The 25786-nt window shown below is 36.6% G+C and carries 31 protein-coding genes; 6 read left to right on the top strand and 25 right to left on the bottom strand.

Annotated features, from left to right (window positions below):
* Positions 1 to 36: 36 nt before the first annotated feature.
* Positions 37 to 1362 carry an acetyl-CoA carboxylase biotin carboxylase subunit gene (locus tag F7731_RS07265; RefSeq protein WP_151534097.1) on the bottom strand — a complete coding sequence of 442 codons (1326 nt, stop codon included), beginning with the start codon at positions 1360 to 1362 and terminating at the stop codon, positions 37 to 39.
* A 291-nt stretch (positions 1363 to 1653) separates the two neighbouring features.
* On the opposite strand from F7731_RS07265, the gene F7731_RS07260 reads away from it, so the two are divergent.
* Positions 1654 to 2127 (top strand): N-acetyltransferase, encoded by a 474-nt coding sequence (locus F7731_RS07260; protein ID WP_151534096.1) that lies wholly within the window; start codon positions 1654 to 1656, stop codon positions 2125 to 2127.
* A gap of 37 nt (positions 2128 to 2164) precedes the next feature.
* Here F7731_RS07260 and F7731_RS07255 read toward each other — a convergent pair whose 3' ends face one another.
* The 4 genes from F7731_RS07255 to F7731_RS07240 all read right to left on the bottom strand — a co-directional run bounded on the left by F7731_RS07255 (position 2165) and on the right by F7731_RS07240 (position 4691).
* Complete coding sequence (locus tag F7731_RS07255; protein ID WP_151534095.1) at positions 2165 to 2755, bottom strand: RsfA family transcriptional regulator; 591 nt, start codon at positions 2753 to 2755, stop codon at positions 2165 to 2167.
* Positions 2756 to 3073: 318 nt separating this feature from the next.
* Positions 3074 to 3832 (bottom strand): enoyl-CoA hydratase/isomerase family protein, encoded by a 759-nt coding sequence (locus F7731_RS07250; RefSeq protein WP_151534094.1) that lies wholly within the window; start codon positions 3830 to 3832, stop codon positions 3074 to 3076.
* A gap of 112 nt (positions 3833 to 3944) precedes the next feature.
* Positions 3945 to 4118, bottom strand: coding sequence for a 50S ribosomal protein L32 (rpmF, locus tag F7731_RS07245; RefSeq protein ID WP_041965520.1), 174 nt, complete (start codon positions 4116 to 4118; stop codon positions 3945 to 3947).
* Positions 4119 to 4166: 48 nt separating this feature from the next.
* On the bottom strand, positions 4167 to 4691 hold the full coding sequence (locus tag F7731_RS07240; protein WP_151534093.1) for a YceD family protein: 525 nt from the start codon (positions 4689 to 4691) through the stop codon (positions 4167 to 4169).
* A 176-nt stretch (positions 4692 to 4867) separates the two neighbouring features.
* On the opposite strand from F7731_RS07240, the gene F7731_RS07235 reads away from it, so the two are divergent.
* Positions 4868 to 6082 (top strand): nucleotidyltransferase, encoded by a 1215-nt coding sequence (locus tag F7731_RS07235; RefSeq protein ID WP_151534092.1) that lies wholly within the window; start codon positions 4868 to 4870, stop codon positions 6080 to 6082.
* 19 nt (positions 6083 to 6101) lie between these two features.
* On the opposite strand, the gene F7731_RS07230 is transcribed toward F7731_RS07235, so the two are convergent.
* Complete coding sequence (locus F7731_RS07230) at positions 6102 to 7118, bottom strand: SepM family pheromone-processing serine protease (RefSeq protein ID WP_151534091.1); 1017 nt, start codon at positions 7116 to 7118, stop codon at positions 6102 to 6104.
* Positions 7118 to 7906, bottom strand: a complete 789-nt coding sequence (locus F7731_RS07225) for a patatin-like phospholipase family protein (protein WP_151534090.1) — start codon at positions 7904 to 7906, stop codon at positions 7118 to 7120. The genes F7731_RS07230 and F7731_RS07225 overlap by 1 nt, the downstream gene beginning before the upstream one ends.
* Before the next feature lie 252 nt (positions 7907 to 8158).
* Between F7731_RS07225 and ylbJ the strand changes: the two genes are divergently transcribed.
* Complete coding sequence (gene ylbJ, locus F7731_RS07220) at positions 8159 to 9370, top strand: sporulation integral membrane protein YlbJ (protein ID WP_151534089.1); 1212 nt, start codon at positions 8159 to 8161, stop codon at positions 9368 to 9370.
* Positions 9371 to 9412: 42 nt separating this feature from the next.
* On the opposite strand, the gene coaD is transcribed toward ylbJ, so the two are convergent.
* The 8 genes from coaD to F7731_RS07180 form a co-directional block, all read right to left on the bottom strand.
* Positions 9413 to 9895 carry a pantetheine-phosphate adenylyltransferase gene (coaD, locus tag F7731_RS07215; protein ID WP_151534088.1) on the bottom strand — a complete coding sequence of 161 codons (483 nt, stop codon included), beginning with the start codon at positions 9893 to 9895 and terminating at the stop codon, positions 9413 to 9415.
* 10 nt (positions 9896 to 9905) lie between these two features.
* On the bottom strand, positions 9906 to 10460 hold the full coding sequence (gene rsmD, locus F7731_RS07210) for a 16S rRNA (guanine(966)-N(2))-methyltransferase RsmD (RefSeq protein WP_151534087.1): 555 nt from the start codon (positions 10458 to 10460) through the stop codon (positions 9906 to 9908).
* Between the two features lie 355 nt (positions 10461 to 10815).
* The gene (locus F7731_RS07205; protein WP_170289651.1) at positions 10816 to 12225 is read right to left on the bottom strand and encodes a stalk domain-containing protein; all 1410 of its coding nucleotides are present in this window, start codon (positions 12223 to 12225) and stop codon (positions 10816 to 10818) included.
* Between the two features lie 110 nt (positions 12226 to 12335).
* Positions 12336 to 12611 carry a YlbG family protein gene (locus tag F7731_RS07200; RefSeq protein ID WP_151534085.1) on the bottom strand — a complete coding sequence of 92 codons (276 nt, stop codon included), beginning with the start codon at positions 12609 to 12611 and terminating at the stop codon, positions 12336 to 12338.
* Positions 12612 to 12750: 139 nt separating this feature from the next.
* A complete protein-coding gene (locus tag F7731_RS07195; RefSeq protein ID WP_151534084.1) occupies positions 12751 to 13194 on the bottom strand; it encodes a YlbF/YmcA family competence regulator in 444 nt (147 codons plus the stop codon).
* A gap of 52 nt (positions 13195 to 13246) precedes the next feature.
* Positions 13247 to 13669 (bottom strand): hypothetical protein, encoded by a 423-nt coding sequence (locus F7731_RS07190; RefSeq protein WP_151534083.1) that lies wholly within the window; start codon positions 13667 to 13669, stop codon positions 13247 to 13249.
* Between the two features lie 136 nt (positions 13670 to 13805).
* Entirely contained in the window at positions 13806 to 14045 is a 240-nt protein-coding gene (locus F7731_RS07185; RefSeq protein WP_151534082.1) for a YlbE-like family protein, read from the bottom strand.
* Between the two features lie 16 nt (positions 14046 to 14061).
* Complete coding sequence (locus tag F7731_RS07180) at positions 14062 to 14475, bottom strand: YlbD family protein (protein WP_151534081.1); 414 nt, start codon at positions 14473 to 14475, stop codon at positions 14062 to 14064.
* 159 nt (positions 14476 to 14634) lie between these two features.
* Between F7731_RS07180 and F7731_RS07175 the strand changes: the two genes are divergently transcribed.
* Positions 14635 to 15120 carry a PaaI family thioesterase gene (locus F7731_RS07175; protein ID WP_151534080.1) on the top strand — a complete coding sequence of 162 codons (486 nt, stop codon included), beginning with the start codon at positions 14635 to 14637 and terminating at the stop codon, positions 15118 to 15120.
* 19 nt (positions 15121 to 15139) lie between these two features.
* Positions 15140 to 15493, top strand: coding sequence for a hypothetical protein (locus tag F7731_RS07170; protein ID WP_246197163.1), 354 nt, complete (start codon positions 15140 to 15142; stop codon positions 15491 to 15493).
* A 306-nt stretch (positions 15494 to 15799) separates the two neighbouring features.
* Here the strand turns inward: F7731_RS07170 and F7731_RS07165 are convergent, their stop codons facing one another.
* From F7731_RS07165 to F7731_RS07155, 3 genes are all read right to left on the bottom strand, one after another.
* Positions 15800 to 16666, bottom strand: coding sequence for a CAP domain-containing protein (locus F7731_RS07165; RefSeq protein WP_246197152.1), 867 nt, complete (start codon positions 16664 to 16666; stop codon positions 15800 to 15802).
* Positions 16667 to 17052: 386 nt separating this feature from the next.
* The gene (locus tag F7731_RS07160; protein WP_151534077.1) at positions 17053 to 17484 is read right to left on the bottom strand and encodes a CBS domain-containing protein; all 432 of its coding nucleotides are present in this window, start codon (positions 17482 to 17484) and stop codon (positions 17053 to 17055) included.
* Entirely contained in the window at positions 17485 to 18129 is a 645-nt protein-coding gene (locus F7731_RS07155; RefSeq protein WP_151534076.1) for a CAP domain-containing protein, read from the bottom strand.
* 233 nt (positions 18130 to 18362) lie between these two features.
* Between F7731_RS07155 and F7731_RS07150 the strand changes: the two genes are divergently transcribed.
* Positions 18363 to 18725, top strand: a complete 363-nt coding sequence (locus tag F7731_RS07150; protein WP_151534075.1) for a YugN family protein — start codon at positions 18363 to 18365, stop codon at positions 18723 to 18725.
* Between the two features lie 171 nt (positions 18726 to 18896).
* On the opposite strand, the gene F7731_RS07145 is transcribed toward F7731_RS07150, so the two are convergent.
* The 7 genes from F7731_RS07145 to cyoE all read right to left on the bottom strand — a co-directional run bounded on the left by F7731_RS07145 (position 18897) and on the right by cyoE (position 25669).
* Positions 18897 to 19364 carry a DUF420 domain-containing protein gene (locus F7731_RS07145; RefSeq protein ID WP_151534074.1) on the bottom strand — a complete coding sequence of 156 codons (468 nt, stop codon included), beginning with the start codon at positions 19362 to 19364 and terminating at the stop codon, positions 18897 to 18899.
* A gap of 108 nt (positions 19365 to 19472) precedes the next feature.
* Complete coding sequence (gene ctaG / locus F7731_RS07140; RefSeq protein WP_151534073.1) at positions 19473 to 20375, bottom strand: cytochrome c oxidase assembly factor CtaG; 903 nt, start codon at positions 20373 to 20375, stop codon at positions 19473 to 19475.
* A gap of 174 nt (positions 20376 to 20549) precedes the next feature.
* Positions 20550 to 20885: a cytochrome c oxidase subunit IVB gene (gene ctaF / locus F7731_RS07135; protein ID WP_151534072.1), complete on the bottom strand. Its 336-nt coding sequence runs from the start codon at positions 20883 to 20885 to the stop codon at positions 20550 to 20552.
* Between the two features lie 4 nt (positions 20886 to 20889).
* A complete protein-coding gene (locus F7731_RS07130; RefSeq protein ID WP_151534071.1) occupies positions 20890 to 21519 on the bottom strand; it encodes a cytochrome (ubi)quinol oxidase subunit III in 630 nt (209 codons plus the stop codon).
* Complete coding sequence (gene ctaD, locus F7731_RS07125) at positions 21519 to 23399, bottom strand: cytochrome c oxidase subunit I (RefSeq protein ID WP_151534070.1); 1881 nt, start codon at positions 23397 to 23399, stop codon at positions 21519 to 21521. Before ctaD ends, F7731_RS07130 begins: the two co-directional genes overlap by 1 nt.
* Positions 23400 to 23425: 26 nt before the next feature.
* Positions 23426 to 24505, bottom strand: coding sequence for a cytochrome c oxidase subunit II (coxB, locus tag F7731_RS07120; RefSeq protein ID WP_151534069.1), 1080 nt, complete (start codon positions 24503 to 24505; stop codon positions 23426 to 23428).
* Between the two features lie 225 nt (positions 24506 to 24730).
* Positions 24731 to 25669, bottom strand: a complete 939-nt coding sequence (gene cyoE, locus F7731_RS07115) for a heme o synthase (protein WP_151534068.1) — start codon at positions 25667 to 25669, stop codon at positions 24731 to 24733.
* Positions 25670 to 25786: the final 117 nt, after the last annotated feature.

Raw genomic sequence — 25786 nt, 5'->3', positions numbered from 1 at the left:
TTCTTAGTATTATTCATCCATTAAACAGTGAATGTTTTATTTAGATAGAAAGCCAGTGGTGTAAGTACCATTTTTAAACCGTTCATCCATTAATATTTCTTTAAATAGAGGGGCATTTGTTTTAATCCCTTCAATTTTTAATTCATTAAAAAATTGATCAGACCTCTTTATCGACTCATCTCTCGTCTCACCGAAAATGATACACTTAGCAATCATTGGATCATAATAAGGGGTGACAGTGGAATTGGATTCATATCCAGAGTCAACACGGACACCTTCAAAGTTGCTCCAATTAAAAACTTCTATTTTTCCTGGTGAAGGGAGAAAGCTTTTTGGATCTTCTGCATACAGCCTAAATTCAATCGAGTGGCCTGAACTGTTAATATCCGGCTGAAGTTTCGGGAGCTTCTCACCGCGGGAGACAAGAATTTGCCATTCTACAAGATCAAGACCAGTAATTTGTTCAGTTACTGGATGCTCCACTTGAAGCCTAGTGTTCATTTCTAAAAAATAAAAGTTCTCCTGCTCATCTACAATAAATTCAATCGTTCCCGCGTTTTTATAGTTAACGGCAGCGGCTGCTTTTAAGGCCGTTTCATACATTTTTCTTTTCCCATCCTCTGATAAGAACGGGGATGGCGACTCTTCAATCACTTTTTGGTGTCTTCTTTGAATAGAACAGTCCCTTTCAAATAAATGGACAATATTTCCATGATGATCACCAAAAACTTGAATTTCTATATGACGTGCATTTTCGATATATTTTTCAACAAAGACTTCTTCAGAACCGAAATAAGCTTTTGCACGTGCTTTTGTTGAACCGTAGGATTTGGCGAGCGCTTGCTCATTTTCACAGCGGACCATGCCAATACCTCCTCCGCCACCACTCGCTTTAAGCATGACCGGATAACCCATTGATTCCGCAAGCCGAATTGCTTCTTCAAGAGTAGACGTGCCTTCCTCACTGCCAGGAACTACCGGCACCCCTGCTTCCATCATCGTTCGCCTTGAAACGATTTTATCTCCCATTAATTCAATCGTTTCTGGGTCTGGAGCAATAAAGGCAATTCCTGCCTCTTGAACAGATTTTGCAAAGGCCGCATTCTCTGACAAAAATCCATATCCTGGGTGAATTCCATCTACTCCTTCACTTTTAGCTATTTCAAGAATGATTTCAGCTCTTAAATAAGATTTAAAAACTTGCGCTTCTCCAATATTAAATGCATAATCAGCCTGTTTGACGAATGGCATATCTTTATCTGCATCAGAATATACGGCAACAGTCTCGATGCCTAAACGCTTGCATGTTTTTATTATTCTTAAAGCAATTTCTCCCCTGTTAGCAATTAATATTTTCCTCACTTTCTCGCTCCCTTTCAAAATAAGATCATACTTCTCTATAAGCTTTGGAAGCTTTGCTATACGTTCTGTTGATTTCCGCTCCAATCAACATCAAAAAATTGTCCCATAATTTATTATATTTCTACAATCCTCTGTCGTTTTCCTTCTTATTTTGTAAACGCTTTCGATATTTTCGTGAAAAAGGCTCAGTTAATTACAATTTTCTGTTTATTGTTATATAATAATTTTAGTAGTAGAAAGCGCCTACAATTTTATTTATTAATATAGAGGAAGTTTCGAGGAGGAATCGGCATGGACTATAAAGTTGAAAAGTTAATTGTTAATTACAAAACGCTTGAAGAATTTAAAAAATTCAAAGAGTATGGCTTGCAGGAGCTCTCAATGTTAGAAGATCTCGAAGCCAATATCATTGAAAATGATAGCAAATCTCCATTTTTCGGCATTTACTTTGGAGATAAATTAGTGGCAAGAATGAGTCTTTATCAAGTCGAAGAGAAATTTGACCGCTACTTTGAGCCAGCTCAAGATTATTTGGAGCTATGGAAGCTTGAAGTAATTCCTGATTATCAAAATAAAGGCTTTGGCACAGCGCTTGTGAATTATGCGAAAAGCTTTGGCCTTCCAATTAAAACAAATCCAAGAGTCAAATCTGCTGAGTTTTGGCAAAAAATAGGCTTCTCATCTGTACACTATGATATGGACAGAGACCGTGGTGAAAACCCTCTAGTTTGGTTTCCTGAAGGTGTCAAAGAGAAAAATCATTAAAAATGTAAAGCGGACAATCAAATTGTCCGCTTCTCATTTATACCTTTTGCTGGCTGCCCTCACTTTTTCCCCCAACCATTTTCCTAGCTCGTTCCATTATTTCTATTAATGACTTATAATCCTTCTCAATGGTGTTTAATTCTTTTATTAATCTTTCGTTTTCGGAAGCCAAATAATACAATTGCTTCTCAAGCTCCTGAATTCTTATTTCATTTATTTTAATATCTTCACTTTGTAAACTTGACTGTTTCGCATTGTCATATAAAACTTTCAAAAAGTTTACTAAGTCTTCAAATTCCAACATCATTTTGTCATTCCTACTTATAGAGGAAATTTCGATATTTGAAGACACTTGATCGGTATCTTCCTGATTTTCTGTTTCAGCTATCTCAGGATTTTGCTTTCTTTCCTTTCGTTGCTTCTTTGCAAGTTCTATCCCTGATTTATATTGTTTTCTCACATAGGAATTCCAGCGAAACCCGCACGCAGCTGCAGTACGAGACAGCTTCTTTCCTACCTTTTCAAAAGCTTGCAGCTGTGTTCCTCCCTCTCTAATATAGCGAAGAACTAATTCAGCAAGAAGTAAATCTTCATCATGGGACCAAGCATCTTGACGGGTTGAAGACATCAGATTATCCCTCCTAGTGTTTTTTATTTATACATATGCGTATGCTAGAAAAGATAGACTGATATATGTAAGAATCTCAATAAAGAAAAGCATGTTTTTTATAAAGTTCAAAGCGCCACGTCCTCCCAAAAGCTCTGCTTTTGGTCGTGCGATGTATAGCTGTCGCAGTATTCCTTGTCTTGTGACTTTCGCCTGACCAGGACATCGTGTCCGTCGTGGGGCCTTTACGGGCAGTTGATCTCATACTTAAACTTCTCCGATTCATCATAGTTTTGAGGTGGGGGTTATACTGCCCGTTAATCTGCGACAAACAGTAATTTAGCCTTTTTCTAAAAACTTAGCTACTTGCTCATGATGCGCTTCCCTTTCCCATAGCTTGGCACATTGGCGAACCTCTGCATTTACCCGCTCTTGAAGTCTAGATTCATTCCATTTATGTAAATATATTTGCTTATATGCCTTTAAAACATCTCCATTTAATTTAAGAATATGCTGTAAATATTTTCGACCGCCTTCAATGAGATTTCCATCAATTATTGCTTGAATGAAGCCGAGCTCCTTTAATTGCTCTGCATTATATAAAGCCGCTTCCATGAGCATTTTCATTGCATTAGCAGGGAGCAGCCTTTCGGTAAGAAAGGTTCCTCCTCCCCAGCCAGTTGTAATCGCAAGCGTGCCTTGAATAAATCCAGCCTTCACATGTTTGCCAGCAATGCGAAAGTCACATGCAGCCGCGAGCTCACATCCTCCTCCAACTGCAGTTCCATTCATGAAGGCGACAGTTGGCTTAGGAAGCAAACTTAGCTTGACTAGTATTTTGGACATTCTAGCAAGCATTTCATAGGCTTCCTCTTCCGTTCTTAATTGATGAAATACCGAGAGATCACCGCCAGAACAAAAAGCCCTATCACCCTCGCCCGTTATGGCTAAGACTTTAATATGTTCTTGATTAGCTATTGACAGCGCTTCTTCTAACCCATCCATTATTTCATAATTAATAGCGTTCCGTTTTTCTGGCCGGTTGATGGTAAATAGTAATAATCCGTCGTCATACTCTTTAATTAAATAAGGATTCATCATTTCCTCCGTCATTGATTAATATTTGAAAAAATCTCCTTCTTAAAATAAACCGCAAAAAGCACAAAAGCACAAGAACATAATGTTCTTGTGCTTTTGTGCTTTTTGGAAATTAGTTGTTAACAACTTCTTTTCCTTTGTATGTTCCGCAAGCCTTGCAAACGCGGTGAGCAAGTTTCATTTCGCCACAGTTTGGGCATGCTACCATACCAGGTACCTGTAATTTAAAGTGGGTACGACGCTTTCTTTTTGCAGTTTTAGAAGTTCTTCTAAAAGGTACAGCCATGTAAAGCACCTCCTTACAGAGATTTAGAGAGTGTAGTTTTTCCTCCGATTATGAATCGGAAGAAGGATCATTTCGATCAAAAAAATGAGCAAGTCCAGCAAGACGAGGATCGATTTTTTCCTTTTTATCTTGCTCTTGAATGACCTCCCAATCATGTCCTGATTGAGGAGCCCCTTCTTCACTGCTGTCTTCGCAGAATACTTGCATTGGAACCTCTAGTAGAAGGATCTCATGAATAACCGGTATTAGGTCAATCACATCACCTTTTACTTGGTGAACTTCCTCATCGGTTTCATAGTTTAAACCTTTTATGAGAAAAGTTTCTGTAGTTTCTACATTAATTGGAAAGTTTACGTCAACTAACGTTCGTGAGCAAGGAAGGATTAAATGACCTTCAATTTTTAAATGAAAAGTCACTTTTGCGGAGTCAATATCCACTCGTCCGGTAATACTCATTGGCGATACAGCCCTAATAGATGGATCAAGCTTTTTAATCTCATCCATTTGCACCATTTCATCAATGAGCAGATCCTTGCTTCGATACTTTTGTAACTGACTTAAAGTCCATTTCATATCAATCACCCCAAGGCAACAAAGGTAATTATAGCTTTCAAATAATTATTTGTCAATATTATTTCTTTACAGTATAATGTGATCATTATCAGATTATTTAATTCCTTATCTTCTATAATTTTTTTTATTCATCATACACTCGCCCCGTTTTAAACTTTTACAAGGAGATCATATCAATGAATGCAGTTGGCGTAATCGTAGAATATAATCCATTTCATAATGGACATGCCTTTCATCTTGAGCAAGCAAAAATACTTGCGGATGCAGAGGTCGTTATTGCCGTAATGAGCGGCAATTTTCTTCAGCGCGGAGAACCAGCCCTCGTTTCAAAATGGAAGCGAACGGAGATGGCATTAAAGGCTGGAGCTGATATTGTATTTGAGCTGCCATATGCATTTGCCACACAGCAGGCAACTACATTTGCTAGCGGAGCAGTATCTATATTAGAAGCTGCCAGATGTCGGTTCCTTTGTTTTGGAAGTGAATCTGGAAGCATTGACAGTTTTAAAAGGACTCTTGCCTTCCTTAACAACAATAATGAATTATATCAAAATCGAGTGAAATATTATATCGATCTCGGCAATAGCTATCCAAAGGCTTCATCTTTAGCCTATACGGATCTTTCTCCCGATGAACAGTTACTTGATTTAACAAAACCAAATAATATTTTAGGTTATCAATATGTTAAAGCTGTCAAACGGCAAAATGCTTCTATGAAGCTACTGACAGTATCACGAAAAAATGCAGACTATCATGATCCGCATTTTTCCTCCGAGACAATTGCTAGTGCAACAAGTATAAGAAAGGCATTATTTGCTGAGAAGGAGAAAATAACGTCTGTTCAGCAATACATGCCTAAAACGTCTTATCAGGCCCTTCTTGAGTACAAAGCCGAATTTGGGCTATTTCATGATTGGGAGAATTACTGGCCATATTTAAAATATCGAATTATTCAATCTAACCCTGAAGAGCTTAGAAACATGTATGAAATTGAGGAAGGCCTAGAGAACCGCATATTAGCAAGCGCATTAGTATCTAATGATTTCAATCAGTTTATGAATAAAATAAAAACGAAACGCTATACTTGGACTAGACTGCAAAGAGCATGTGTACATATTTTAACTAATACGAAAAAAGCTGAAATGGATGCACAGATGACACAAGCAGCCTATTTACGGCTTTTAGGAATGACAATGAAAGGAAGACAATATTTAAATAAATATAAATCAAGCTTAGAATTACCTCTAATTTCGAAGCTCCCTTCAGAGCCTCATTCACAGCTGTCCTTAGATATTAAAGCATCACGCATATATGCTATTGGTACAAATAAGGATAGCCAACAACGTCTGCTTGAAATGGAATTTAAGCAGCCTCCAATTATAATAAATTAAAAATAGCGGCATATTGCCGCTATTTTGCTTTTAATTTGGATAAATATTTTATTCCATCATCAAATGTGTCAACAGGGACGATTTTCATTTTCGTTCTGATATCTTTAGCTGTTTTTACAGCCGCATTATAATTGGAATCTTTCGCTCCATTATCATTAGGGGCAAAAAAGATTTCAGCACCTGCTCGATCGGCAGCAACAATTTTTTGTTCAATGCCGCCGATTCTTCCAATATTGCCTTCTGAATCAATCGTTCCCGTGCCAGCTATTTCATATCCACGGGTCAAATCTTCTTCCACTAATTGATTATATATTTCTAGAGAGAACATAAAACCGGCAGATGGTCCGCCAATATCCTCACTGTTAATAGTAACCTTTGGCTTGACTTCAATTTCTTTATCATCCACTAAAGTAATCCCTACGCCAACTTTCCCAGTCTCTTCAATTCTCTGCAGGGAAACCTCGACATCACTAATTTTTTTCCCACGCTCAATCGAAAATTCAACTTTATCTCCTTCATTTTTCCCAGCAACATACTTTATAAATTGTTCAGACGATTCAAATTCCCGTCCATCCACTTTAAAAATCCGGTCGCCTGCTTTTAATTTTCCTGCGGCAGGCATATTCGGTTTTACATTTAATACAAATATCCCCTTATAATGATATTTAAGTGGAATGTTTGCTTTTTTATATGCTGTTTCAATAGCAGCTTGCTTAGAAGAAGACATTAAATACAGTTGGCGGACATTGTATTCTTCCTCGGTTTCATCCTGCCTTCTTATTTCATTAATTTTATAAAGTTCATGGTAAGGATTTAATTTTGCGAGAGCATATGAGTATATATTTGCCTTCCCCATCCTTACTGTCGTTAACATGAAATTGCCTTCTTCTTTATAACCATTTTCAACTTGAATAATCGGCTTAAGTTCTTTCGCTAAACCCGGTTTTGATACATAATAGGGTAAATTATAAAAGGAGCTTAATATTAGGATCGTTGCTGCGATTATGAAGGAACGTAAATAATATTTTTTTTTCATCAGCTTATAGGCTCCTCCCAGTTGTTGATTAATTCTTTTATTTGTGCCACATATTTCTTAGTTTCCGCTTCTCCAATTTGAATGATTTCCTCAATATTCGTAAAGGCTCTCGAACTAAACATTTCTACCCTAGGCTTAATCATAAAATTGGAAACAATTTCCCTATGGGAAACTAATTCCATTTGCATAATATCAAGACTTTGCATAATAACATCATAAATGGATGTGATCTCCGAATTTGTTTTTACGTGTGAGACATCGATAGCAATAACAATATCTGCACCCATTTCTTTCACTACAGAAACCGGTACTCGATCAACGACACCACCATCTACTAAAATCCGGCCGTTAAGTTTTTCTGGAACAAAAATCCCAGGAATTGCAATGCTCGCACGGACCGCATCAGCAATCGATCCTTTTTCAAAAACGACCTTTTCTCCAGTAACTAAATCCGTTGCGACCACCCTTACCGGCAAATCTAATTCCTCAATATTTTTTCCATGTGTAAGAATTCGAATAAGCTCTTTCACTTTTTTTCCTGCAATAAAACCCATTTTTGGAACAGTAAAGTCCAAATAATATTTACGTTTAAAAGCTTTTGCCAATTTATAAAGCCGATCAATATCAAGTCCTGCCCCATAAAAGCATCCAACCATCGCACCCATACTGCTGCCAGCGATTAAATCTATAGGGATTCCCTCATCCTTAAATACTTTAATGGCACCTAAATGGGCAAACCCGCGTGCACCTCCTGAACCGAGCGCCAAACCTACTTTCGGCCTTTCCAAAAAGAACTCCTCCTTCGAGGCAATTTTCCTCAAGTTTAGTATACTGGAATTTTATCTGGCTTAATAAACTGTATTTCTATTAGATCGGCAAAGTAAACAATTCATGTTCAATCTTATGGTCTATTTTATTGTTCTATGAGCATATTGATTTATAGAGGACAAGTTTGAATGGCTTCATTAATTGTAAAAAATGCGATTTGGCAACTTCATAGAAAGCTTGGTCCGTTCATCTTCCTAAGGGAGGCACTGCCCGTGTTACGTTCCAAATTTAAAACAATTATTCTCGCTTTATCCGTAATGATGATGGCTATATCACTTATAGCTTTTCCGCAAGAATCTGTAGATGCTTCTATTAGAGGGCTGAACATGTGGTGGGAAATCGTCTTTCCTTCCCTGTTACCATTTTTTATCGTTTCAGAAATGCTTATTGGTTTTGGGGTCGTTCGGTTTATCGGTGTCTTGCTTGAACCGCTCATGCGCCCATTGTTCAATGTGCCGGGTGTTGGCGGATTTGTATGGGCAATGGGCATGGCATCAGGATTTCCAGCCGGTGCAAAATTAACAGCGAGACTTCGGCAGGAAGGGCAAATTACAAAAACTGAAGCTGAACGTTTAGTATCCTTTACGAATTGCTCCAATCCTTTATTTATTTTCGGTGCTGTTTCTGTCGGCTTTTTCCATAATGCAAAACTTGGCTTAATTCTAGCATTGGCCCACTATTTAGGTAATTTGACAGTAGGTATAATGATGAGATTTCACGGCCGAAATTATGAAACGACAAAACGTGAAAAACGTGGAAAGCCCTCCTTAAGATATGCTCTCTCTGTCCTTCACCGTACAAGAATTAATGATAATCGGCCACTTGGAAAACTACTTGGTGATGCAGTTATGTCCTCCATCCGAACTTTATTGATGATTGGCGGATTTATCATACTCTTTTCGGTTATTAATAAATTGCTTTACCATATAGGCATTACTTCTTTTCTAGCCGTGGGACTGGAAATATTATTAGGTGTCTTCGGATTGCCAACTGAATTAAGCACCCCGTTTATTTCAGGTATATTTGAAATCACACTTGGCAGTCAATTAACAAGCCAAGTACAAGAGGCTACACTTATGCAGCAAGCTGTAATTACAAGTTTCATTTTAGCTTTTAGCGGCTTTAGTGTTCAGGCACAAGTGGCCAGTATTTTGGCGCAAACAGATATAAATTTTAAACCTTTCTTTATAGGGAGAATTTTTCAAGGTTTTTTTGCCGCACTATATGCAGCTCTTCTTTGGAAGCCGCTTTATGAACGCTTTTACAATACAGAACAGCCATCAAATGCAATACCAGTTGCATTCTTTGGTGAAGGATCTTGGCTGCTGGAAACTTTTATGATCATGACAAAGGCTGGTCCATTAATCACGATTTTCGCCTTGCTTAGCTATACAATTTTACTTGCGAAAAGACTTGAAAAATAACTGGAATGTATGAACGAGCACAAATGGTTTGTGCTCGTTATTTCATCCTAAAAATTTATTTATTAATGCTTTTTCTACCGATGGGGGCACAAGCTCTGAAATTTTCCCATTATATTTCGCAACTTCTTTAACAATACTTGAGCTTAAAAAAGAGTATTGATTATTTGTCATAATGAAAAAGGTTTCAATTTTATCGTTTAAGACTCTATTCATAGAAGTAATTTGCATTTCATATTCAAAATCTGAAACCGCCCGAAGACCCCGAATAATAGCGCTTGCATTTACTTGATTTGCGTAGTCAACTAAGAGCCCTTGAAAGGATGCAACTGTCACATTCGGTATTTCCTTTGTTACATCCTTAATTAAGGCCAATCGTTCCTCAACCGTAAACAATGGTTTTTTCGAAGAATTATTTAATACTACTACATGAATTTGTTCAAAAACCTTTGCTCCCCTTTTAATTATATCTAAATGACCATTAGTAATTGGATCAAAACTTCCAGGGCAAACAGCTATACCTCCCATAATTATCCCCCTATACTTGCATCTGATAAATGCTAATTGAAATAATGCCGTATTTTTCTGATTTTCTTTTCACAAGCTTTCCTACACTGTCAGGTAACTGAAATTCAGAGCCATGCTCGCAAACAATCGTTCCTCCTGAGGCAAGAACATTGGCTGAATTTATTATTTCAAGAAGCTTTAAGAGCTGTTGTTTTTTATAGGGAGGATCTAAGAAAATAATGTCAACTGCGATTCCCCTTTTAATAACTGCTTTCAACGCTCTTTCAGCTTCATTTCGGTAGATTTCTGCCCGATCCGCCAGTTCGCATATTTTTACATTATCATGAATAGTCTGAATAGCCTTCCCGTCTTTATCGACAAAGATCGCTTGATCAACTCCACGACTTAAAGCCTCTATTCCAAGCCCTCCACTGCCAGCAAATAGATCTAGAACCATGCCACCTTCAAAATATGGACCAATAATATTAAAGATTGCTTCCTTAACTTTATCTGTCGTTGGCCGAGTTGAGCTCCCTGGGACAGCCTTAAGACTTATTCCTTTTTTATTTCCTGAAACGACTCTCATATTAATCACCACTAACTATGCTGTTTATCATTTTTTCCTTCCTATCCTACCATAATTAAATATCTACCGCCAACTGTTTTCCTTCTGCCTTCATGTTCTTCTATATAGACGTTTCAGGAAATATTGATACTGGAAAAAAATATCCGATATAGTGTATATCAAAAGTTATTGTGGAAATAATGTTATTAACAGCATCTATTCGAGGATGTTGTTGCCAACCGCGGAGAAGACTTACGTTTCCCCATAAGTTCTTCCTCCGGTTTCTCCTCTCCCTTTGCCTTCTATCCTTCTTGAGGATATAGAAGGACCCTGCAGTTATCTGCAGGGTTTTTTATTTTAGCCAAAAGCCCTTTAATTATCCTGAAATGGAAATTTTATGATCATTATCGATTGTGATGTTAAAAAGCTTTTCAAGCCATTGCTTGTTCATATAAACTTGTCCGTTTATGTTTGTTAACGGTTTTTCAAATAATCCATAATCATCCTCATTATAAATAAAAATATTACGGTTAAGGAAAAAACGGTATGTGTTTTTTCCTTTTGTAACTAAAATCTTTTCCCCATCTTCAAGCTTGCTAGCTTCATAGCCAAGCGCTTTCATTGTTTCGATAAAAGGAAATAAACTCTTTCCTTCATCATAGAGAATTTCTAATTCTTTATGATGAATCCCATTTACAATGACTTTTCTAGTATCATAAAACATAAGTGGAACAGATATTTGGGTATTCTTAGCATTTATTGTAAAAAAACGGGTGTTTAATCCTTTTACTTTTGTAACGAATTGATCTAATCGTTGAAAGGTAATTTCTTCAGAGCTGCCACTTACTAACTTAATAAAGCTTAATAATTCCTCTTCTGTTAGCTTCTTTTTCATTTCCTCCAAGACTTCTTTTCCTTTGTCTGTCTCGGCTTGTAATTGAGCCGAAATCGAAGTCAACACATCGGTAATCCATTTCTGTTTATTTGAAGGATTTAGTTTCTGTTCATAATAATAAGTAAGTAATTTACGGATAAAAGCATCCCCAGCTATATTCGGATTAGAAATTATAATCCCATTCCCGCTTTGTTCGGCAATCAGATCGGTAAAAACAATCGAAACATATGGAAATTCTGTTAGATCTGGTATTTTATTTATGTTTATTTCGGGTTTTTTTAAGCTGTTGTATAAATGAATCTTGCTGAGCTCATCTCCTACTAGAAGAGGTTCAAGTTGCCAATACAATGAAGGAGCCGCTCCAACGCCTTCAAAATAATAATAGTCAATAATATCCATTTCTTTAAAGCCTTTAATTTTAGTCCCAGCTACCCATGTGCCACCTCTACGATAGGAATCAACAATGATTATGGAGGTGCTCGAAATTTTCACATTTGGTATGACTGTCGTCCATTCATTTAATAAAAAGGCTTGTTCTTTCGCTTCAATAGGAATGATATATTCAAAAATTAATTCGTTTTCAATTGGCAAAAAAGTTTCCGGATTTTCATCCTTTGAATCACAAGGCTCATTATGTATATTTTTACATGACCAGCCATAAAGACTGTCAGGTTTTATCACCGTGTATTCCATATCCTTCGTTAATCCATGTATCCTCTGTGTAACATGCAGTTTATTTTCTTTTGATTTAACAGTAATTTCTTGAACAGCTTTTTCGAAAACTTCATTGATAGGATCGTTTTGCTTTGAATATGCCTTCCATTGCCAAAACAACATACCGCTAATAACCGTTGTAAATACGATTGTCATAAGAACAAACGTTTTCCACATACAAATCCCCTTTACTTTCTTTCCTATTATAACCATAGCAAATCATGGAGCTTCCGTACATGAATTTCGATGAAAAATGACGAAAAAAGAGAGAGCTATGCCCTCTCCCTTTAAATACCCATTTTATAATCGTATTCCTTTGCTTTGTCTGGCTTTGAATTTTCGAACTCCATTTTTAAAAATGGTTTGTAAGATGGCTCCACTTGTTTAACAAAAGAAAAAGCACTTATTTTGGCCATGATTTCTTCTGTATCTACGAGATCACAATAAATGACGACATACTTTAGTTTTTTAGAAATATAATGCACATTTCCGAATTTTCTTAACATTTTTACTTGCTTTAATGAATAAAGCCAGACAATAATCCCTTGCCTTTGCCCAAGCATATAATATCCCCTTTAAAAACAACTATTTTTCCTAGTCTAGCATAAAAAAACAATGTCTTTCAATGGGCATATACGAAGTTTTGCCCATCATTTGCAAAAAGATAACGGCATGGATTACATCATCCAATGCCGTTTACCATTAGGAACAGCCACAGCTTCCTCCAGTTCCACAGCCACTGCCGCAGCTTGACAAACTGTCAAAAAACGGATTTCCAGTTGGAACTTTTATATGTTCAGATACTGTGCGTCCAATTATTACACTAACTTCATCTAATATAGATTGCAGATCATTTTCTGCTTTTCTAAACTCAGCAACATAAACATCCATATCCATCTCTCTTTTTAATTCTCGGATCGACATCATAACTGTTTTATAATCAGGATGATATTTCCCAAAACGCTGGACTTCTTCATATAACTCCTTCATTTTGACAAATTGACTGATTTTCCTCTGAGTTTCTTTGTTATTTCTTAATCTATATAAACATTGACGATAATTATCTGCCTCAACTGAATTGATAATCATTAATGCAAGTGTGTCAGCTAGCTCTAGAATCTCTACACCTTCTATTGTAGCAAGCAAAATAAGCTCACCTCCGTTTCATATTTTACCATGAAACAGTGGAAATCAAAAGTTATGGAATGCTCACGTAAAATTCCTTTTGCATAATGGGAGCTCGATTATTTTTTTTCATTACTTCTAATTTGATTCGATGTGTCCCAGCAGATAAGCCTTTAACAATAAAGGCTGCTGATGAAATTTCCTCTTTCTTTTTTCCATCGACATATAAAATAATTTTGCCTTTATTGGAGGAATTCGTGTCTCTGAAAGTTACACCATGGACCATACATTCAATAAGTACATTTTTCCCTTGTACTTGATGGTTGACATAAAATAAATCTTTATTATCCATTTTAGTTGTAACAGGAACTGCATTTTCCTCTTGAGAAATATTTACTGGCTTTATAAGCATTTTCGTTTCCGGCTTTGGCTTATTCGTTTGGCAGCCTGCAGCAAATAATAAAAAGACAATATATAAATAAACAATTCGTTTCATTAGCTTTCACTCCTTGAGAGAAACTGCAATCATGTAATTATTGTTTGCTGTCCTAATCTTTTTTACTCTCATTCGAATGAAGCTTTTATTTAAGTGTAAAATATAAAAAGCTCTCTCTGTTTAGGAGAAAGCCTTATCATGTTTGCGATTTCATCGCTTGAAACATACTCATCATCATAGAGGCCATTTGGACGCTATTAGTAAACTTTTCAACTTGATGTGGGATCGTTTTGCGATAATGATGCAATGAAGCAATTTCTAATGCCTGAAGATCTTGAGGGTTACGTGATAAACGCCTATACCAAACTGGCTGCTCTCTAATAAATCTTTGCAACTCTTTATTTTGACCTACATAATCAATGATTTCTTTTCTCATTTTTTTCTCCTTTTTGCTAATCTTTTTTAAACATAAAAGGATTTGAAGGCGGATTATTTATACTTTTCGTCTGACTGACTTGATTGCCACCTTGGAATTGCGCTATTACTCCTTGAACAGCAGTCAACGCCTGATTAAGATTATTAATATACCCTTGCACTTGATTTGTATCCATCTTTTTTAAAGAATTCATGACGTTTGTCATCCAATCGGATTTCGTATCCTCTGAAACGCTTTTTTCTTTCACTGGCGTTTGCCCTTCCGCTCGAAATGAATCCCACCTGGAATCATCTTCACCGAATAAATACCATTCCTCATACAATGCCTGCCATGTTGTTTTTTCTGCCCGAACCTCTTGAATAATTTTTGGGTTTTTTTTCACAAACCCCTTAAACTGTTCAACGCTCGGGTGGAGCTTTTTTTTAGTCATTTGCCTCATTCACCTCGGTTTGTTACAAATGCCTAGAATATTTTATGATCATTTTATAAAAAGGTGAATAATAACCACATTTGAAATAAATCAAAATATTATTGTTATCCGAAAAATGATAAAATGAAAGTAGAATTAAAGTTTGAAAGGTGACTTAGAATGAACAATCAAGTGAAAGAGCTTTTCGAAGAATGCTTAGCTTCATCCTCCCCAGAAGAATTAGCCATACTCGAAACCGTTTTACGCGGGTTTCAAAAGAAACAAAAAAATATAAACAGTTCATATATTGGCGGTTTACTCCATATGGAAAGAAAGATCAAAGAAGAATATTGTGAATTAACGGTGCCTATTAGCCCTCTGCTGCATAATTCCTTAGGGATTGTTCATGGAGGCATTACTGCGACGATCATCGATTCTGCTATGGGCACATTAGCTAATTCTATTTTGCCTGATGGCTTCGGCGCTGTTACATCTCAACTTAACATTCATTATTTATCAGTAGGAAAAGGTGACTACCTACAATGCAAAGCACATATTGATCATAAAGGAACAAAAACAATGGTTATTTCCGCAGATGTACATCGATCAGATGGGAAGAAAATAGCTAAAGCTTCAGGCAGCTTTTTTATTATACGGAAAAAATAGTCAGGTGGTGCTTAATTTGGTGACGGCCATTGTGATTCCAATCATTTGCATTTATTTTTTCTGGGTAACAAAAAAGGAATTGCGGGAAAGCCATGAAAAATGGCTGCAGTTAAAAAATGTCCCTGAAGAAGCTATAATATCAGGAACAATCATGCAATTAAGCGGGAATAAACAGAGGTTTTCATACAATCGGTTCGTATATGTGCTAGAAATGAAAGTTCAAAGTGATTATTCATTTGTAAATATAAAAAAAGTAATTCCTATAGAACATGAAGTTGAAATTCCGCAAATAAAAACAGGGGAAACGATACGCGCCTTTGGTAACTGGAAACAAGATTATTTTCTTGTCAATCGTATCGAAAAAAAATTTTGAGCTTGTAACTTTCACATGCTCTCCTTGAAATAATTTTTATCGCAGATTAACGGGCTGTAAGACTACCACATCAAGAAGACGAGAAAACAAAAATTTTTAAGTGGGAGATCCAACAGCCCGTAAAGGCCCGACAACGGACAGGATGTCCTAGTCAGGCGAAAGCTACAGGACAAGGAATACTGAGGTAGAGCTCTACATCGCACGACCAAAAGCAGAGCTTTTGGGAGGACGTGGCTTTCTGAGTGTGATAAGTTCAACTAACATTCAGTGGACCCCCCCACATTGAAGTTTCACTTTATGATTGCTTTATTCTTGCCATTTTTCAATAAAATTTTGTGTGTAATGTTTTTTATATACTCCGACACCAAGGTGAGTAAACTGTTCATTCAATAAGCTTTCCCGGTGACCCTTACTATTGAGCCAACCTTCCATGACTGCTGGAGCATCCATATAATTAGCTGCAATATTCTCGCCAGCAATCTGATAAAATACATTTCCTGTTTCTAGCCGATCCGCTAGATCCCCAAATTCATTTGAAACATGAGAAAACTGTTCACTTTCAAACATGTCCTTACTATGTGCCCAAGCAACTTGGGCCGTTTGTTCATCCCACTCCAGCGGCTCTAAATGGCTGCGCACTCGAAATACATTTGTAATATCGAAAATCTGCCTTTCCTTTCCTCTCTCCACTTCCTCTTCATTTATTAAGGCTTCATCAACAACTTCAAGAAGCGTACCCTTATAAACCATTTCATAAGGATGCTGCTTTATTAAAGTCTCTGCGTCAATTAGCCTAATACTAGAAAGAGTGCCAGAAAATTTATCTATGTAGAGTTGCGCAAAAACATTACCGATCATCATAAGCGGACGAGTGTTTAAATCATCTTCTGAAAGCTCAAATTTATATGAACTATCATTGAGATCTAAACTAATATTTGTTTCAAAAACCATCTTAGAATATATTTCTGACGCCGATTGTCCTATTTTTAATGGTGGAATATGCACTTCCGATCCTGCTGCGTAGAGTGTAACAACTTTATTATCTTTTATTCCGGCTTGAAAATATTGATCGTAATTAATTGCGTAAATCCACCACTCATAGCCGTATAATGAGGGATCAATTCGTACAGGCTTTCCAAATTGGTTCACTAAATCGGCAGACGTTTTGCCCATTAAACTAACGATGCCATCCTCTGGCATATTTAGATGTGAGGCACTTTCAGGGTTGCCCTCTAAATCCTGATCTACCTTTGGCTTCGTACTTACTTCCTGTAATAAATGCTCTTCTGTATCATCTGTGCCAAAATTAAAATAAAGTCCTATTACAAGTATTATTGAAATAATAATTAAAATTCGAATAAGGGTACGCAGAGGGTTGCCTCCTTTCTATTATATTATTAAATATATATGATAACTTCTACAAATAGTATATCACCAAATACATTCTTTTTAATAGAAGGGGCAGAAGATTCTAATTAATTTTAACTAGGTCTTTCCGAGGATGGAGTTCATTTCTTTAATTGAAAAGGAAAAAGAACACCTCAATAGGTGTTCTGCAATTAATGTTGTACATGGCTATTTGTTTCGGATATTTCAGAAAGAGCTTCACCGGCTTTTTGATCTGTTAAGTGATGAACTGCAAAATCTCCTAATGAAACAATGCCAATTAATTTATCTCCATCCACAACAGGCAGGCGTCTAACTTGGTGATTAGCCATAAGGGTTGCTGCTTCATGGGCATCCATATCTTTCGTTATTGTCACTATATCCTTGCTCATAATCTTTTCAACTTTTGAAGAAGGCGGATTTTTCTCTGCTACACAGCGCAGCACAATGTCTCTGTCTGTAATCATCCCAACGAGCTTTTCATTATCAACGATTGGGATTGCTCCTACATTTAAATCCTTCATCTTGACGGCAACCTCAAATACATTGTCTAACAACGAACAGCTATCTACACTGTCAGTCATAATATCGCGAACTTTATCCATTTAATTTCCTCCTTTTGCTTTTTGATTAATATAGACTGTCCAATAATGGCCGTGAAGCCCGCCTTTTGCATAACCAATACCTATTTGATTAGATTCTTTATCCAAAATATTGGCTTTGTTAACAGAAGAGCTCAGCCATGTTTGCAATATCTCCTCAGCTGAATTCGTTCCAGCCCCAATGCATTCTCGGACATTTTCAAACGGTATCTGCAATGCCTTTAACATAGTTTTATAATCTCCATAGCGCGGAGATATATGTGAGACATATTCATTTTTCATCATATCTAGTGATTTTTGTCTGGCTGCTGATAATAATGTTTGATCTAATAAGAGAGGCCTTAAGCCTATTTGCTTTCTTTTTGCGTTAGTCAAATCAAATAATGTTTTTTCTAGAGGTGATAATGGAACAATATTAACAATCCTTTTCCCACCCGGAATAAATATTTTTTGGCCTGGAAAAATGATGTCCGGATTGGAAACTTGGGAATTCATTTGAATAAGTATGTCAAGTTCAACCTTGTTGCTTAAAGCTATTTCCCAAAAAGTGTCCCCTTTTTGAACAATGTATTCCGTTTTTGCAGCTGCCCTTCCTGTTATAGAAAAAGTAAGTAAAACACAAACGATATAAAGTGAAAGCCTTTTCATCGATAACCTCCTACTTTTGCAATCATAACTATTTTCCCCAATACAACAGAAATAATTGGCGGTATCGAATATTTTAACAAATTATGAAAAACAAGAATTTTAAGAGCTTTCTTTGCATCTATACATTGCATCTTCTTGCTATTTCAACTATTATTAGACATGGATAGTATTTGTAAGATTTGATCTTAATACATAATAAAGCTAACGATAGATCGTTTTTAGGAGGGGCAATTATGAAATTTGCAAATACGGGAATTGAAAAAAACAAAGCGGCTGTTACACGCTTAGATGAAGTTATGCTTTCGAAAGGATTAGTACGTGAAGGTCAATGGGACTATGAAAGGGTTACATATGATCGTCGTTTTGATTTAAAAGAAGGAACATATTACTTACGTGTTTTTGGTTATTCAGTTGAGGGTGATGTTGATACTAGAAAAGCTGTTATCCAATTACTGACACCAGTACTAGGTAAGTACTATTATCCACACGGTGTGGAATACGGGGAAGATGAAGTATTCCCGAAATCACTAGTAAGCCAATGTGAAAAAATCCTTACTGAAATTAACGCAGAAATTGAAAAATTTGCAGTGAAATAAGAAAAGCGGAAGCGCCTTGATCACCCCCAACAAGCACAAGACGAGCCTCTCGGAAAGGTTGTTCTTTATCTTTCTGAAGGGATTGGCTTGTGACCTCGAGGGGATAGGCGCTGGCGCTAGACAATAATAATAGAAAAGGACGCATGTCAATATGCGTCCTTTTTCATTCGTTTATAGCCCTAAAATCGCTTTAATAACCGATGTCGTTTCTCCGCCATGATAAAATACATAAAGTAATAAATAAACAGCAACTCCTGTAATGGCAGTGAAAAACCAGATGATGCTTGTAATTGGACCAAGCTTGCGATGTTTAGATAAATTGTTCTTAAATCCAGTAATTAAAGTCACAATTCCAAATATCGCACCAATCGTTGCTAATGTGATATGAAATATGAGAAAAATGGTGTAATAAATTTTAATTGAATCTGGCCCGCCAAAGGCAGTATTTCCAATAAACACTGTTCTACTTGCATAAATAATAAAAAATATTACCGCAAATACAGCAGCTAACATCATCGATTTTTTATGTGCTTCAATATTCCTTTGACGTATTTGCGACCATCCAATTGCTACAGTTATTGCACTCAAAACAATAAATGTCGTGCTAATTGTAGGTAAAATCGGCAACGAATAACTCATAATAATTCCCTCTCTATTCTCGCTTTACTAATCATAAATTCAAAGGCCATGGACGCCGTAAGCTCTGATCCAGAGCATTGGGAGTTATCCAATTTTATATACTTGAATTTATTCAATCGGCTGAGGATTCAAAGTATGATGTTCATCAATTTCAGTTACTTGTTGTTCTTTACGATACCACTGATAGAAAATTTGGGCTAATGTCACCCCATAAACGACTTCCTGAATCATTTTCATAATGATTCCACCAAGCTGCTGATCATTTATAAGGGTTAGTGAACTAAACATTTCTGGACCGCTTAATGTTAATCCAGCAAGTGTTGAAGCTGGAACACAAAGCTCTAATGATTTAGCCCATGCCTTTGGATCAGAAAACGAAGCATACATTGGAGTCTCTGCAAAAATTATTAATGCACAAGCAGGTAATAGCAAGGCGCTTGCTGCAAAAATATATCCTACCTTCTTAAGACCGCTTAATAATTGATATTCTTCTAATTGATTAATTAGTGGCCACCAAAAAATTATAGCCATCAAAAATAATAAGCTCGTAAAGGCTGCATGAAGAATAATACTTGTTTTGACAATATCAAACACTAAAGGAATATGATAGATGGATAACATCCCATTAAATAATAGTAAAGCAATGACTGGATTAGTCATTAGATTAAAAGCTTTTTTAAACATTGATTTACTAAGGAGTGAACGCCAAATCCAGGGAGGAATTCCAACAATAAAAAACTGAGGAATAACTAAACAAAGGAATGCCATCTGAATCATATGTGCATAGAACATAAGATGCCCCATCAAATCAATTGGGGACCCCTTAATAATGTATAACAGGAGAATGGCAATTGAAAAATTGATTGCTTGGCTAACTTTTAACGGTTCGCTATTTGAGAACTTTTTTCTATATTTAATAGTTATTAAAAAATAACTAAACAATACAAGCGCTAAAAATATAAAAAAGTATGGGCTCCATAATGCTTGAAAACCAAAAATTTGAATCGCCACTGCATACCCACCCCTTCAAATTAGACAAAATATATATAACTGTTAGTAGTTAAACGTACTTGCGGATTAATACATATTATACACAAAGATACAACCACAATAAAGAAATTCCAATATTACCACTATTTCGTCTACATAAAAAGAAAACCGGCCAAATAGCCGATTTTCCTTTTATTACCACCAAATAATTGTTGTATATGTCAGAATTGTTACGAAAGCTATGAGCATTCCAGTGTACATAAACAATTTAGGCCCTTCATGTCCGTCATTACTCATATGCATGAAATAATATAGCTGAAAAATCACTTGAACCCCTGCAAGGATTAAAATGAACGGAATAATAAACCATCCGGAAAATCCTTCATATCCAACTGCAATGAAAGCAACTAGTGTTAAGAAAATCATCAATGCAAAAGAAATAATATGGTGTTTCATTTCTTCAGCATTTTTTCTACGACGATATTCAATGTCGACTCGAGGGTTACCTGAGTTTAACTGTTCATTTGTCATCAGTTTATCCCACCATTCCCATTAAATATACAACTGTAAAAATAAATACCCATACTACGTCAATAAAGTGCCAGTAAAGACTTGCAACATAAAATTTCGGAGCATTGTATAAGCTTAACCCACGTCTGCCATTACGGATCATTAATGAAATAATCCAGCCTAAACCGAAAGCAACGTGAGCCCCGTGGAACCCGACTAACGTGTAGAAGGCAGATCCAAACGCGCTGCTTGTAAATGTATGATTAAATTCATGGACATAATGATTAAACTCGTAAATCTCTAATCCTAAGAACGCCAAGCCAAGCGCGACTGTAATTCCAAGCCATAATTGCATTTTCTTAAAATTAAAGTTCTTCATATGGTACATAGCATAAACACTTGTTAAAGAACTTGTCAAAAGAATCATTGTCATTGCAAAAACAAGTGGAATCTCAAATAGATCCTTTGCTAATTTCATATCACTGCTAGGTACTGAATCCTTTAAAGCTAGATAAGTTGCAAAAAGGGAGGCAAAGAGAACAGTCTCTCCACCTAGGAATAACCAGAAACCTAAAAACTTATTTTTTCCCTCGAGGGTTTGTACTTCAGGCGAAGCAGGCCATTTTTCTAAAGTCATTTTTTCCTCTGCGTGCATTATGCCTTAGCCCCCTTATCAATATCATTATCATCCATTAACTCTTCTTTATGAATATGATATCCATGATCGTCTTTAATAGAACGAGTAAGCATCGAACCAAAGGTAATTACTAATCCAAGAATTAATACTGGAATGCCCCAAGTATTGCCTTGATCCGCATGATGCATAGCACCGAATGCAGCAACGAACAGTCCTAAAGAAATGACAAATGGAACAAAGGAATTGTTAGGCATATGAATGTCACCAAGTGGTTCTGCAGGCACCATACCCTTTTTCCCTTCCATTTTTTCAATCCAGTAAGGATCAAGACCGCGAACTAACGGAAGTTGCTTAAAGTTATAGTATGGAGGCGGTGAAGCAATAGCCCACTCAAGTGTACGTCCATCTCCCCATGGATCATTCCCGACTTTTTCGTTTTTCACACTTGTTATAACAATATTGACTAATAGAATAATTGTTCCTGCAGCCATAAAGAATGCACCAATAGAACTTATGAAGTTACCAGTTTCCAGTCCTTGACCTGGAAGGAATGTGAATATACGTCGTGGCATTCCCCATAGTCCTAAGAAATGCTGGATAAAGAATGTTAAATGGAATCCGATGAAAAATAGCACGAATGTAATTTTTCCAAGTACTTCATTTAACATTGTACCGAACATTTTCGGCCAGTAGAAATGTGTGCCCGCTAGTAAAGCAAACACAACCCCACCAACAATTACATAGTGGAAGTGTGCAACAACGAAATACGTATCATGATATTGATAGTCCGCTGCTGCTGCTCCAAGCATAACCCCAGTTACTCCACCCATTAAGAAGGAAGGAATAAATGCGATCGCATAAAGCATTGGCGTTGTAAATTTAATACTTCCACCCCAAAGTGTAAATAACCAGTTGAAAATTTTAATTCCAGTCGGTACAGCAATCGCCATTGTTGCTACAGCAAAGATGGCGTTAGCAATTGGGCCTAATCCAGTTGTAAACATATGGTGAGCCCAAACCATGAATCCTAAAAATCCGATTAATACGGTAGCAAATACCATCGATGAATAACCAAACAGACGCTTTCGTGCAAACACTGCGAAAATTTCAGAGAAAATACCGAAAGCAGGTAGAATTAAAATGTATACTTCTGGGTGCCCGAAGATCCAGAAAAAGTGTTCCCAAATAATTGTATTTCCACCCATTGATGCATCAAAGAAGTTAGCTCCGAACATACGGTCAAACATCATTAGGAAGATACTCACAGTTAATGGTGGGAATGCGAAAAGGATGAGAGATGAAGCAACAAACGTTGTCCATGTAAACATCGGCATACGCATATAAGTCATCCCTGGTGCTCGCATGTTAATAATCGTTACTAGGAAGTTAATTCCCCCCATTAACGTTCCAAAACCGGAGATCTGTAATCCTAATAAGTAAAAGTCAATTCCATGACCTTGAGAGTGTAATGATAGAGATGCATAAGAAGTCCATCCAGCATCAGGCGCTCCGCCTAAAAACCATGAAAGGTTAAGGAAAACTCCGCCAAAGAAAAATAACCAGAATCCTAAAGAGTTAATGAAAGGGAATGCAACGTCACGAGCCCCAATTTGAAGCGGCATGACAGCATTCATAAATCCTAATAACAATGGCATGGCTGCCAGGAATATCATTGTTGTTCCGTGCATCGTTAACATTTCATTAAATAATCCAGCACTAACAAAATCATTATTTGGCTTAATTAGCTGAATACGGATAACCATAGCCTCAATTCCACCAAGTAGAAAGAAGAATCCGCCAGCAAAAAGATAAAGGTGTGCAATTTTTTTATGGTCTACTGTTGTAAGATAATCCCAAAGTACTGCACCAAAACCTTGTTTTTGAGCAATGCTACTCACAATTTTACCTCCTTTTAGCAACTACACTATTTCCCTTGAACTTTTAATCCCATTAAATATTCAGTTAAGGCATCAAGCTGATCTGGTGTAAGGTCACCATAAGTGTTCGTCATTTTATTGCCTGGCTTATATTTTTCAGGATCAGATAACCAATTCTTTAAATCCTGTTCTGTATGTTCTAAAAAACCAGCAATCTTTTCACGTTCACCAAAGTTCGTTAAGTTTGGTGCTAATCTTGCTGCTTCAGGTGTCGTATTTGCAGGTGTAACTGCATGACAGCCGATGCAGCTTTGATTAAAGATATCTTGACCTTGTTGTGCTAATGGAGTGTCAGGCTTCATTGGCTCTTTCACACTTTGCATATCACTTACCCAACGGTCAAACTCGGCACGTGAAACCGCTTTTACTTTAAAGTCCATTAAGGCATGGGATGGACCACAAAGCTCGGCACATTTACCGTAGAATATGTTATTAACATCCTTTGCATTTGCTTTGTCGTTATCAAACTGTAGCCAAAATTTATTTACGTTATCTACGTTCGTATCTAACTTACCACCTGCAGCAGGAATCCAGAATGAGTGTTTAACATCTGAAGCGATTAAATTGAAATAAACTCTCTCATTTGTCGGAACGACTAAATCCTGACTAGTAATAATTTCTTCGTTCGGATATTCAAACTCCCACCAATATAAATTGGCACGCACATTAACAACAAGTGCATCAGTTTTTCCATCCTCGTTCTTCTTATCCATTGCTGAAACGTCAGCTAATTTAAATGTTAATGAAACAGTTGGAATAGCAAGAACAAAAACTAATAATATTGGAATTACTGTCCAAATAATTTCTAATGCGTGACTTCCCTCTACTTGCTTTGGTATTTTATCGTCCTTCCGACGGAATTTTACCAAAACAATAACGAAAATCACTGCTACTATTGCAATTACCCCTACCATGATAGCAGTGCTTAGCACCATTAAATCGTATTGTTTTTGCGCTACTTCACCTGCAGGCTGTAAAGCCGATAAATTCGCATTACCGCATGCAGAAAGAATGAGCGCAACAATCGCAAATAACGAAGCAAGACGCCATTTTGCAAGCCTTTTCATAGCTTAATCAAACCCCTCTTTCGTATGATTTGTTTGAAATGTTTGATCGAAAAAATTATAAATAAATTCTTTCTAACATTTAGGAAAAGAAAGAATTTCCTAACAAAGGTAAGTATGTATTATACCTTAATATTGAAACATCCAATATTAAGGCAGCCAAAATATTATTATGGGATTAGGGCATAGTGGATTTCCACTGCCCTTCCCTTTTATAACCTAAGAAGTTTAGATTAATGTGATAATAACCATAGCTACAAACATAATAGTCAGATATTGTAGTGAATATACAAACATTAATGTGGCCCATTTAATATCATCTTTAAACTTTCTTGCATATATTCCGGTAGCAATCCAGCCAATATTTAATAGTGTTGCAAGAATCATAAATGGCATCCCTAATTCCGGAAGTAAAAATGGAAGCGGCAACAATGCAGCAACCCATAAATAAATGGAAAGTTTTGTTCTTTTAAATCCTTTTACAACCGGTAGCATTGGAACATTTGCAGCACGATATTCTTCACACCTTCTCATAGCAAGTGCGTAAAAATGCGGGGGCTGCCAAATAAACATAATTAAGAATAATGCCCAAGCCATAACATCAAGATTTGCATCAACAGCGGCCCAGCCAATAAGGGGAGGGACTGCACCGGAAATACTTCCAATAATCGTGTTTGATACATATCTTCGTTTTGACCAAATGGTATAGAGAACAATATAACTAAAGACACCAACTACACCAATTAATGCTGCAGTTACTGTCGTAAGCAGAAGAAATATTGTACCAACACCGATAAATAAAAAGCTTATTGCCGCAACGAATGCTGGTGAAATTCTCCCAGTTACAGTCGGCCTGCTCTTCGTTCTTTCCATAAAAGGATCAATATCTCGGTCAATATAATTATTTAGGGCACAAGAGCCGGCGATAATTAAGGAAGAACCAATTATTGTATAAAGAATGATATCCAAATGATTCAAAAAGCCTTTTCCTGTAAAATGAAGCGCTAGCCATAGACCGGTAAAGGTTGTAATTAGATTAGAATTAACAATTCCAATCTTAATTAATGATAAAAACTCCTTCCAAGCAGTAGTCCTTGGCACTTCTTTTTCCAGGCTTCCTTCGCTGTTTTTTAAACCAGCATTAACGAAAGCCCTTGAGTTAGACATATTTTTTTCCTCCTTTATCCCCTATCACAAATACGACAATGACACTACAACTATAAAGCATACTAGCTTACAATGCTATATTTGCAATAAAAAACGAAGAGCATTCCAAATAAACGT

The sequence above is a fragment of the Cytobacillus depressus genome, assembly GCF_008923245.1.
GTDB lineage: Bacteria > Bacillota > Bacilli > Bacillales > Cytobacillaceae > Cytobacillus > Cytobacillus depressus.
Note: the sequence above shows the minus strand (reverse complement) of the source record. Positions and strands in the feature narration are given on the sequence as shown.

Excerpts from the sequence above, each read along its gene's own strand:
- F7731_RS07200 (WP_151534085.1), bottom strand. The coding sequence starts at position 12,611 with ATGCTTGGGCAAAGGCAAGGGATTATTGTCTGGCTTTATTCATTAAAG.
- F7731_RS07260 (WP_151534096.1), top strand. The coding sequence starts at position 1,654 with ATGGACTATAAAGTTGAAAAGTTAATTGTTAATTACAAAACGCTTGAA.
- F7731_RS07155 (WP_151534076.1), bottom strand. The coding sequence starts at position 18,129 with ATGAAAAGGCTTTCACTTTATATCGTTTGTGTTTTACTTACTTTTTCT.
- F7731_RS07165 (WP_246197152.1), bottom strand. The coding sequence starts at position 16,666 with ATGGGCAAAACGTCTGCCGATTTAGTGAACCAATTTGGAAAGCCTGTA.
- F7731_RS07160 (WP_151534077.1), bottom strand. The coding sequence starts at position 17,484 with ATGGATAAAGTTCGCGATATTATGACTGACAGTGTAGATAGCTGTTCG.
- coaD (WP_151534088.1), bottom strand. The coding sequence starts at position 9,895 with ATGGGAGGTATAGCTGTTTGCCCTGGAAGTTTTGATCCAATTACTAAT.
- F7731_RS07205 (WP_170289651.1), bottom strand. The coding sequence starts at position 12,225 with ATGTGGAAAACGTTTGTTCTTATGACAATCGTATTTACAACGGTTATT.
- F7731_RS07240 (WP_151534093.1), bottom strand. The coding sequence starts at position 4,691 with ATGAAATGGACTTTAAGTCAGTTACAAAAGTATCGAAGCAAGGATCTG.
- F7731_RS07255 (WP_151534095.1), bottom strand. The coding sequence starts at position 2,755 with ATGTCTTCAACCCGTCAAGATGCTTGGTCCCATGATGAAGATTTACTT.
- coxB (WP_151534069.1), bottom strand. The coding sequence starts at position 24,505 with ATGAAAAGGCTTGCAAAATGGCGTCTTGCTTCGTTATTTGCGATTGTT.
- F7731_RS07175 (WP_151534080.1), top strand. The coding sequence starts at position 14,635 with ATGAACAATCAAGTGAAAGAGCTTTTCGAAGAATGCTTAGCTTCATCC.
- rsmD (WP_151534087.1), bottom strand. The coding sequence starts at position 10,460 with ATGAGAGTCGTTTCAGGAAATAAAAAAGGAATAAGTCTTAAGGCTGTC.
- cyoE (WP_151534068.1), bottom strand. The coding sequence starts at position 25,669 with ATGTCTAACTCAAGGGCTTTCGTTAATGCTGGTTTAAAAAACAGCGAA.
- F7731_RS07150 (WP_151534075.1), top strand. The coding sequence starts at position 18,363 with ATGAAATTTGCAAATACGGGAATTGAAAAAAACAAAGCGGCTGTTACA.
- F7731_RS07130 (WP_151534071.1), bottom strand. The coding sequence starts at position 21,519 with ATGCACGCAGAGGAAAAAATGACTTTAGAAAAATGGCCTGCTTCGCCT.
- F7731_RS07145 (WP_151534074.1), bottom strand. The coding sequence starts at position 19,364 with ATGAGTTATTCGTTGCCGATTTTACCTACAATTAGCACGACATTTATT.
- ctaF (WP_151534072.1), bottom strand. The coding sequence starts at position 20,885 with ATGACAAATGAACAGTTAAACTCAGGTAACCCTCGAGTCGACATTGAA.
- F7731_RS07230 (WP_151534091.1), bottom strand. The coding sequence starts at position 7,118 with ATGAAAAAAAAATATTATTTACGTTCCTTCATAATCGCAGCAACGATC.
- F7731_RS07180 (WP_151534081.1), bottom strand. The coding sequence starts at position 14,475 with ATGACTAAAAAAAAGCTCCACCCGAGCGTTGAACAGTTTAAGGGGTTT.
- F7731_RS07250 (WP_151534094.1), bottom strand. The coding sequence starts at position 3,832 with ATGAATCCTTATTTAATTAAAGAGTATGACGACGGATTATTACTATTT.
- F7731_RS07185 (WP_151534082.1), bottom strand. The coding sequence starts at position 14,045 with ATGAGAAAAGAAATCATTGATTATGTAGGTCAAAATAAAGAGTTGCAA.
- F7731_RS07190 (WP_151534083.1), bottom strand. The coding sequence starts at position 13,669 with ATGAAACGAATTGTTTATTTATATATTGTCTTTTTATTATTTGCTGCA.
- rpmF (WP_041965520.1), bottom strand. The coding sequence starts at position 4,118 with ATGGCTGTACCTTTTAGAAGAACTTCTAAAACTGCAAAAAGAAAGCGT.
- F7731_RS07235 (WP_151534092.1), top strand. The coding sequence starts at position 4,868 with ATGAATGCAGTTGGCGTAATCGTAGAATATAATCCATTTCATAATGGA.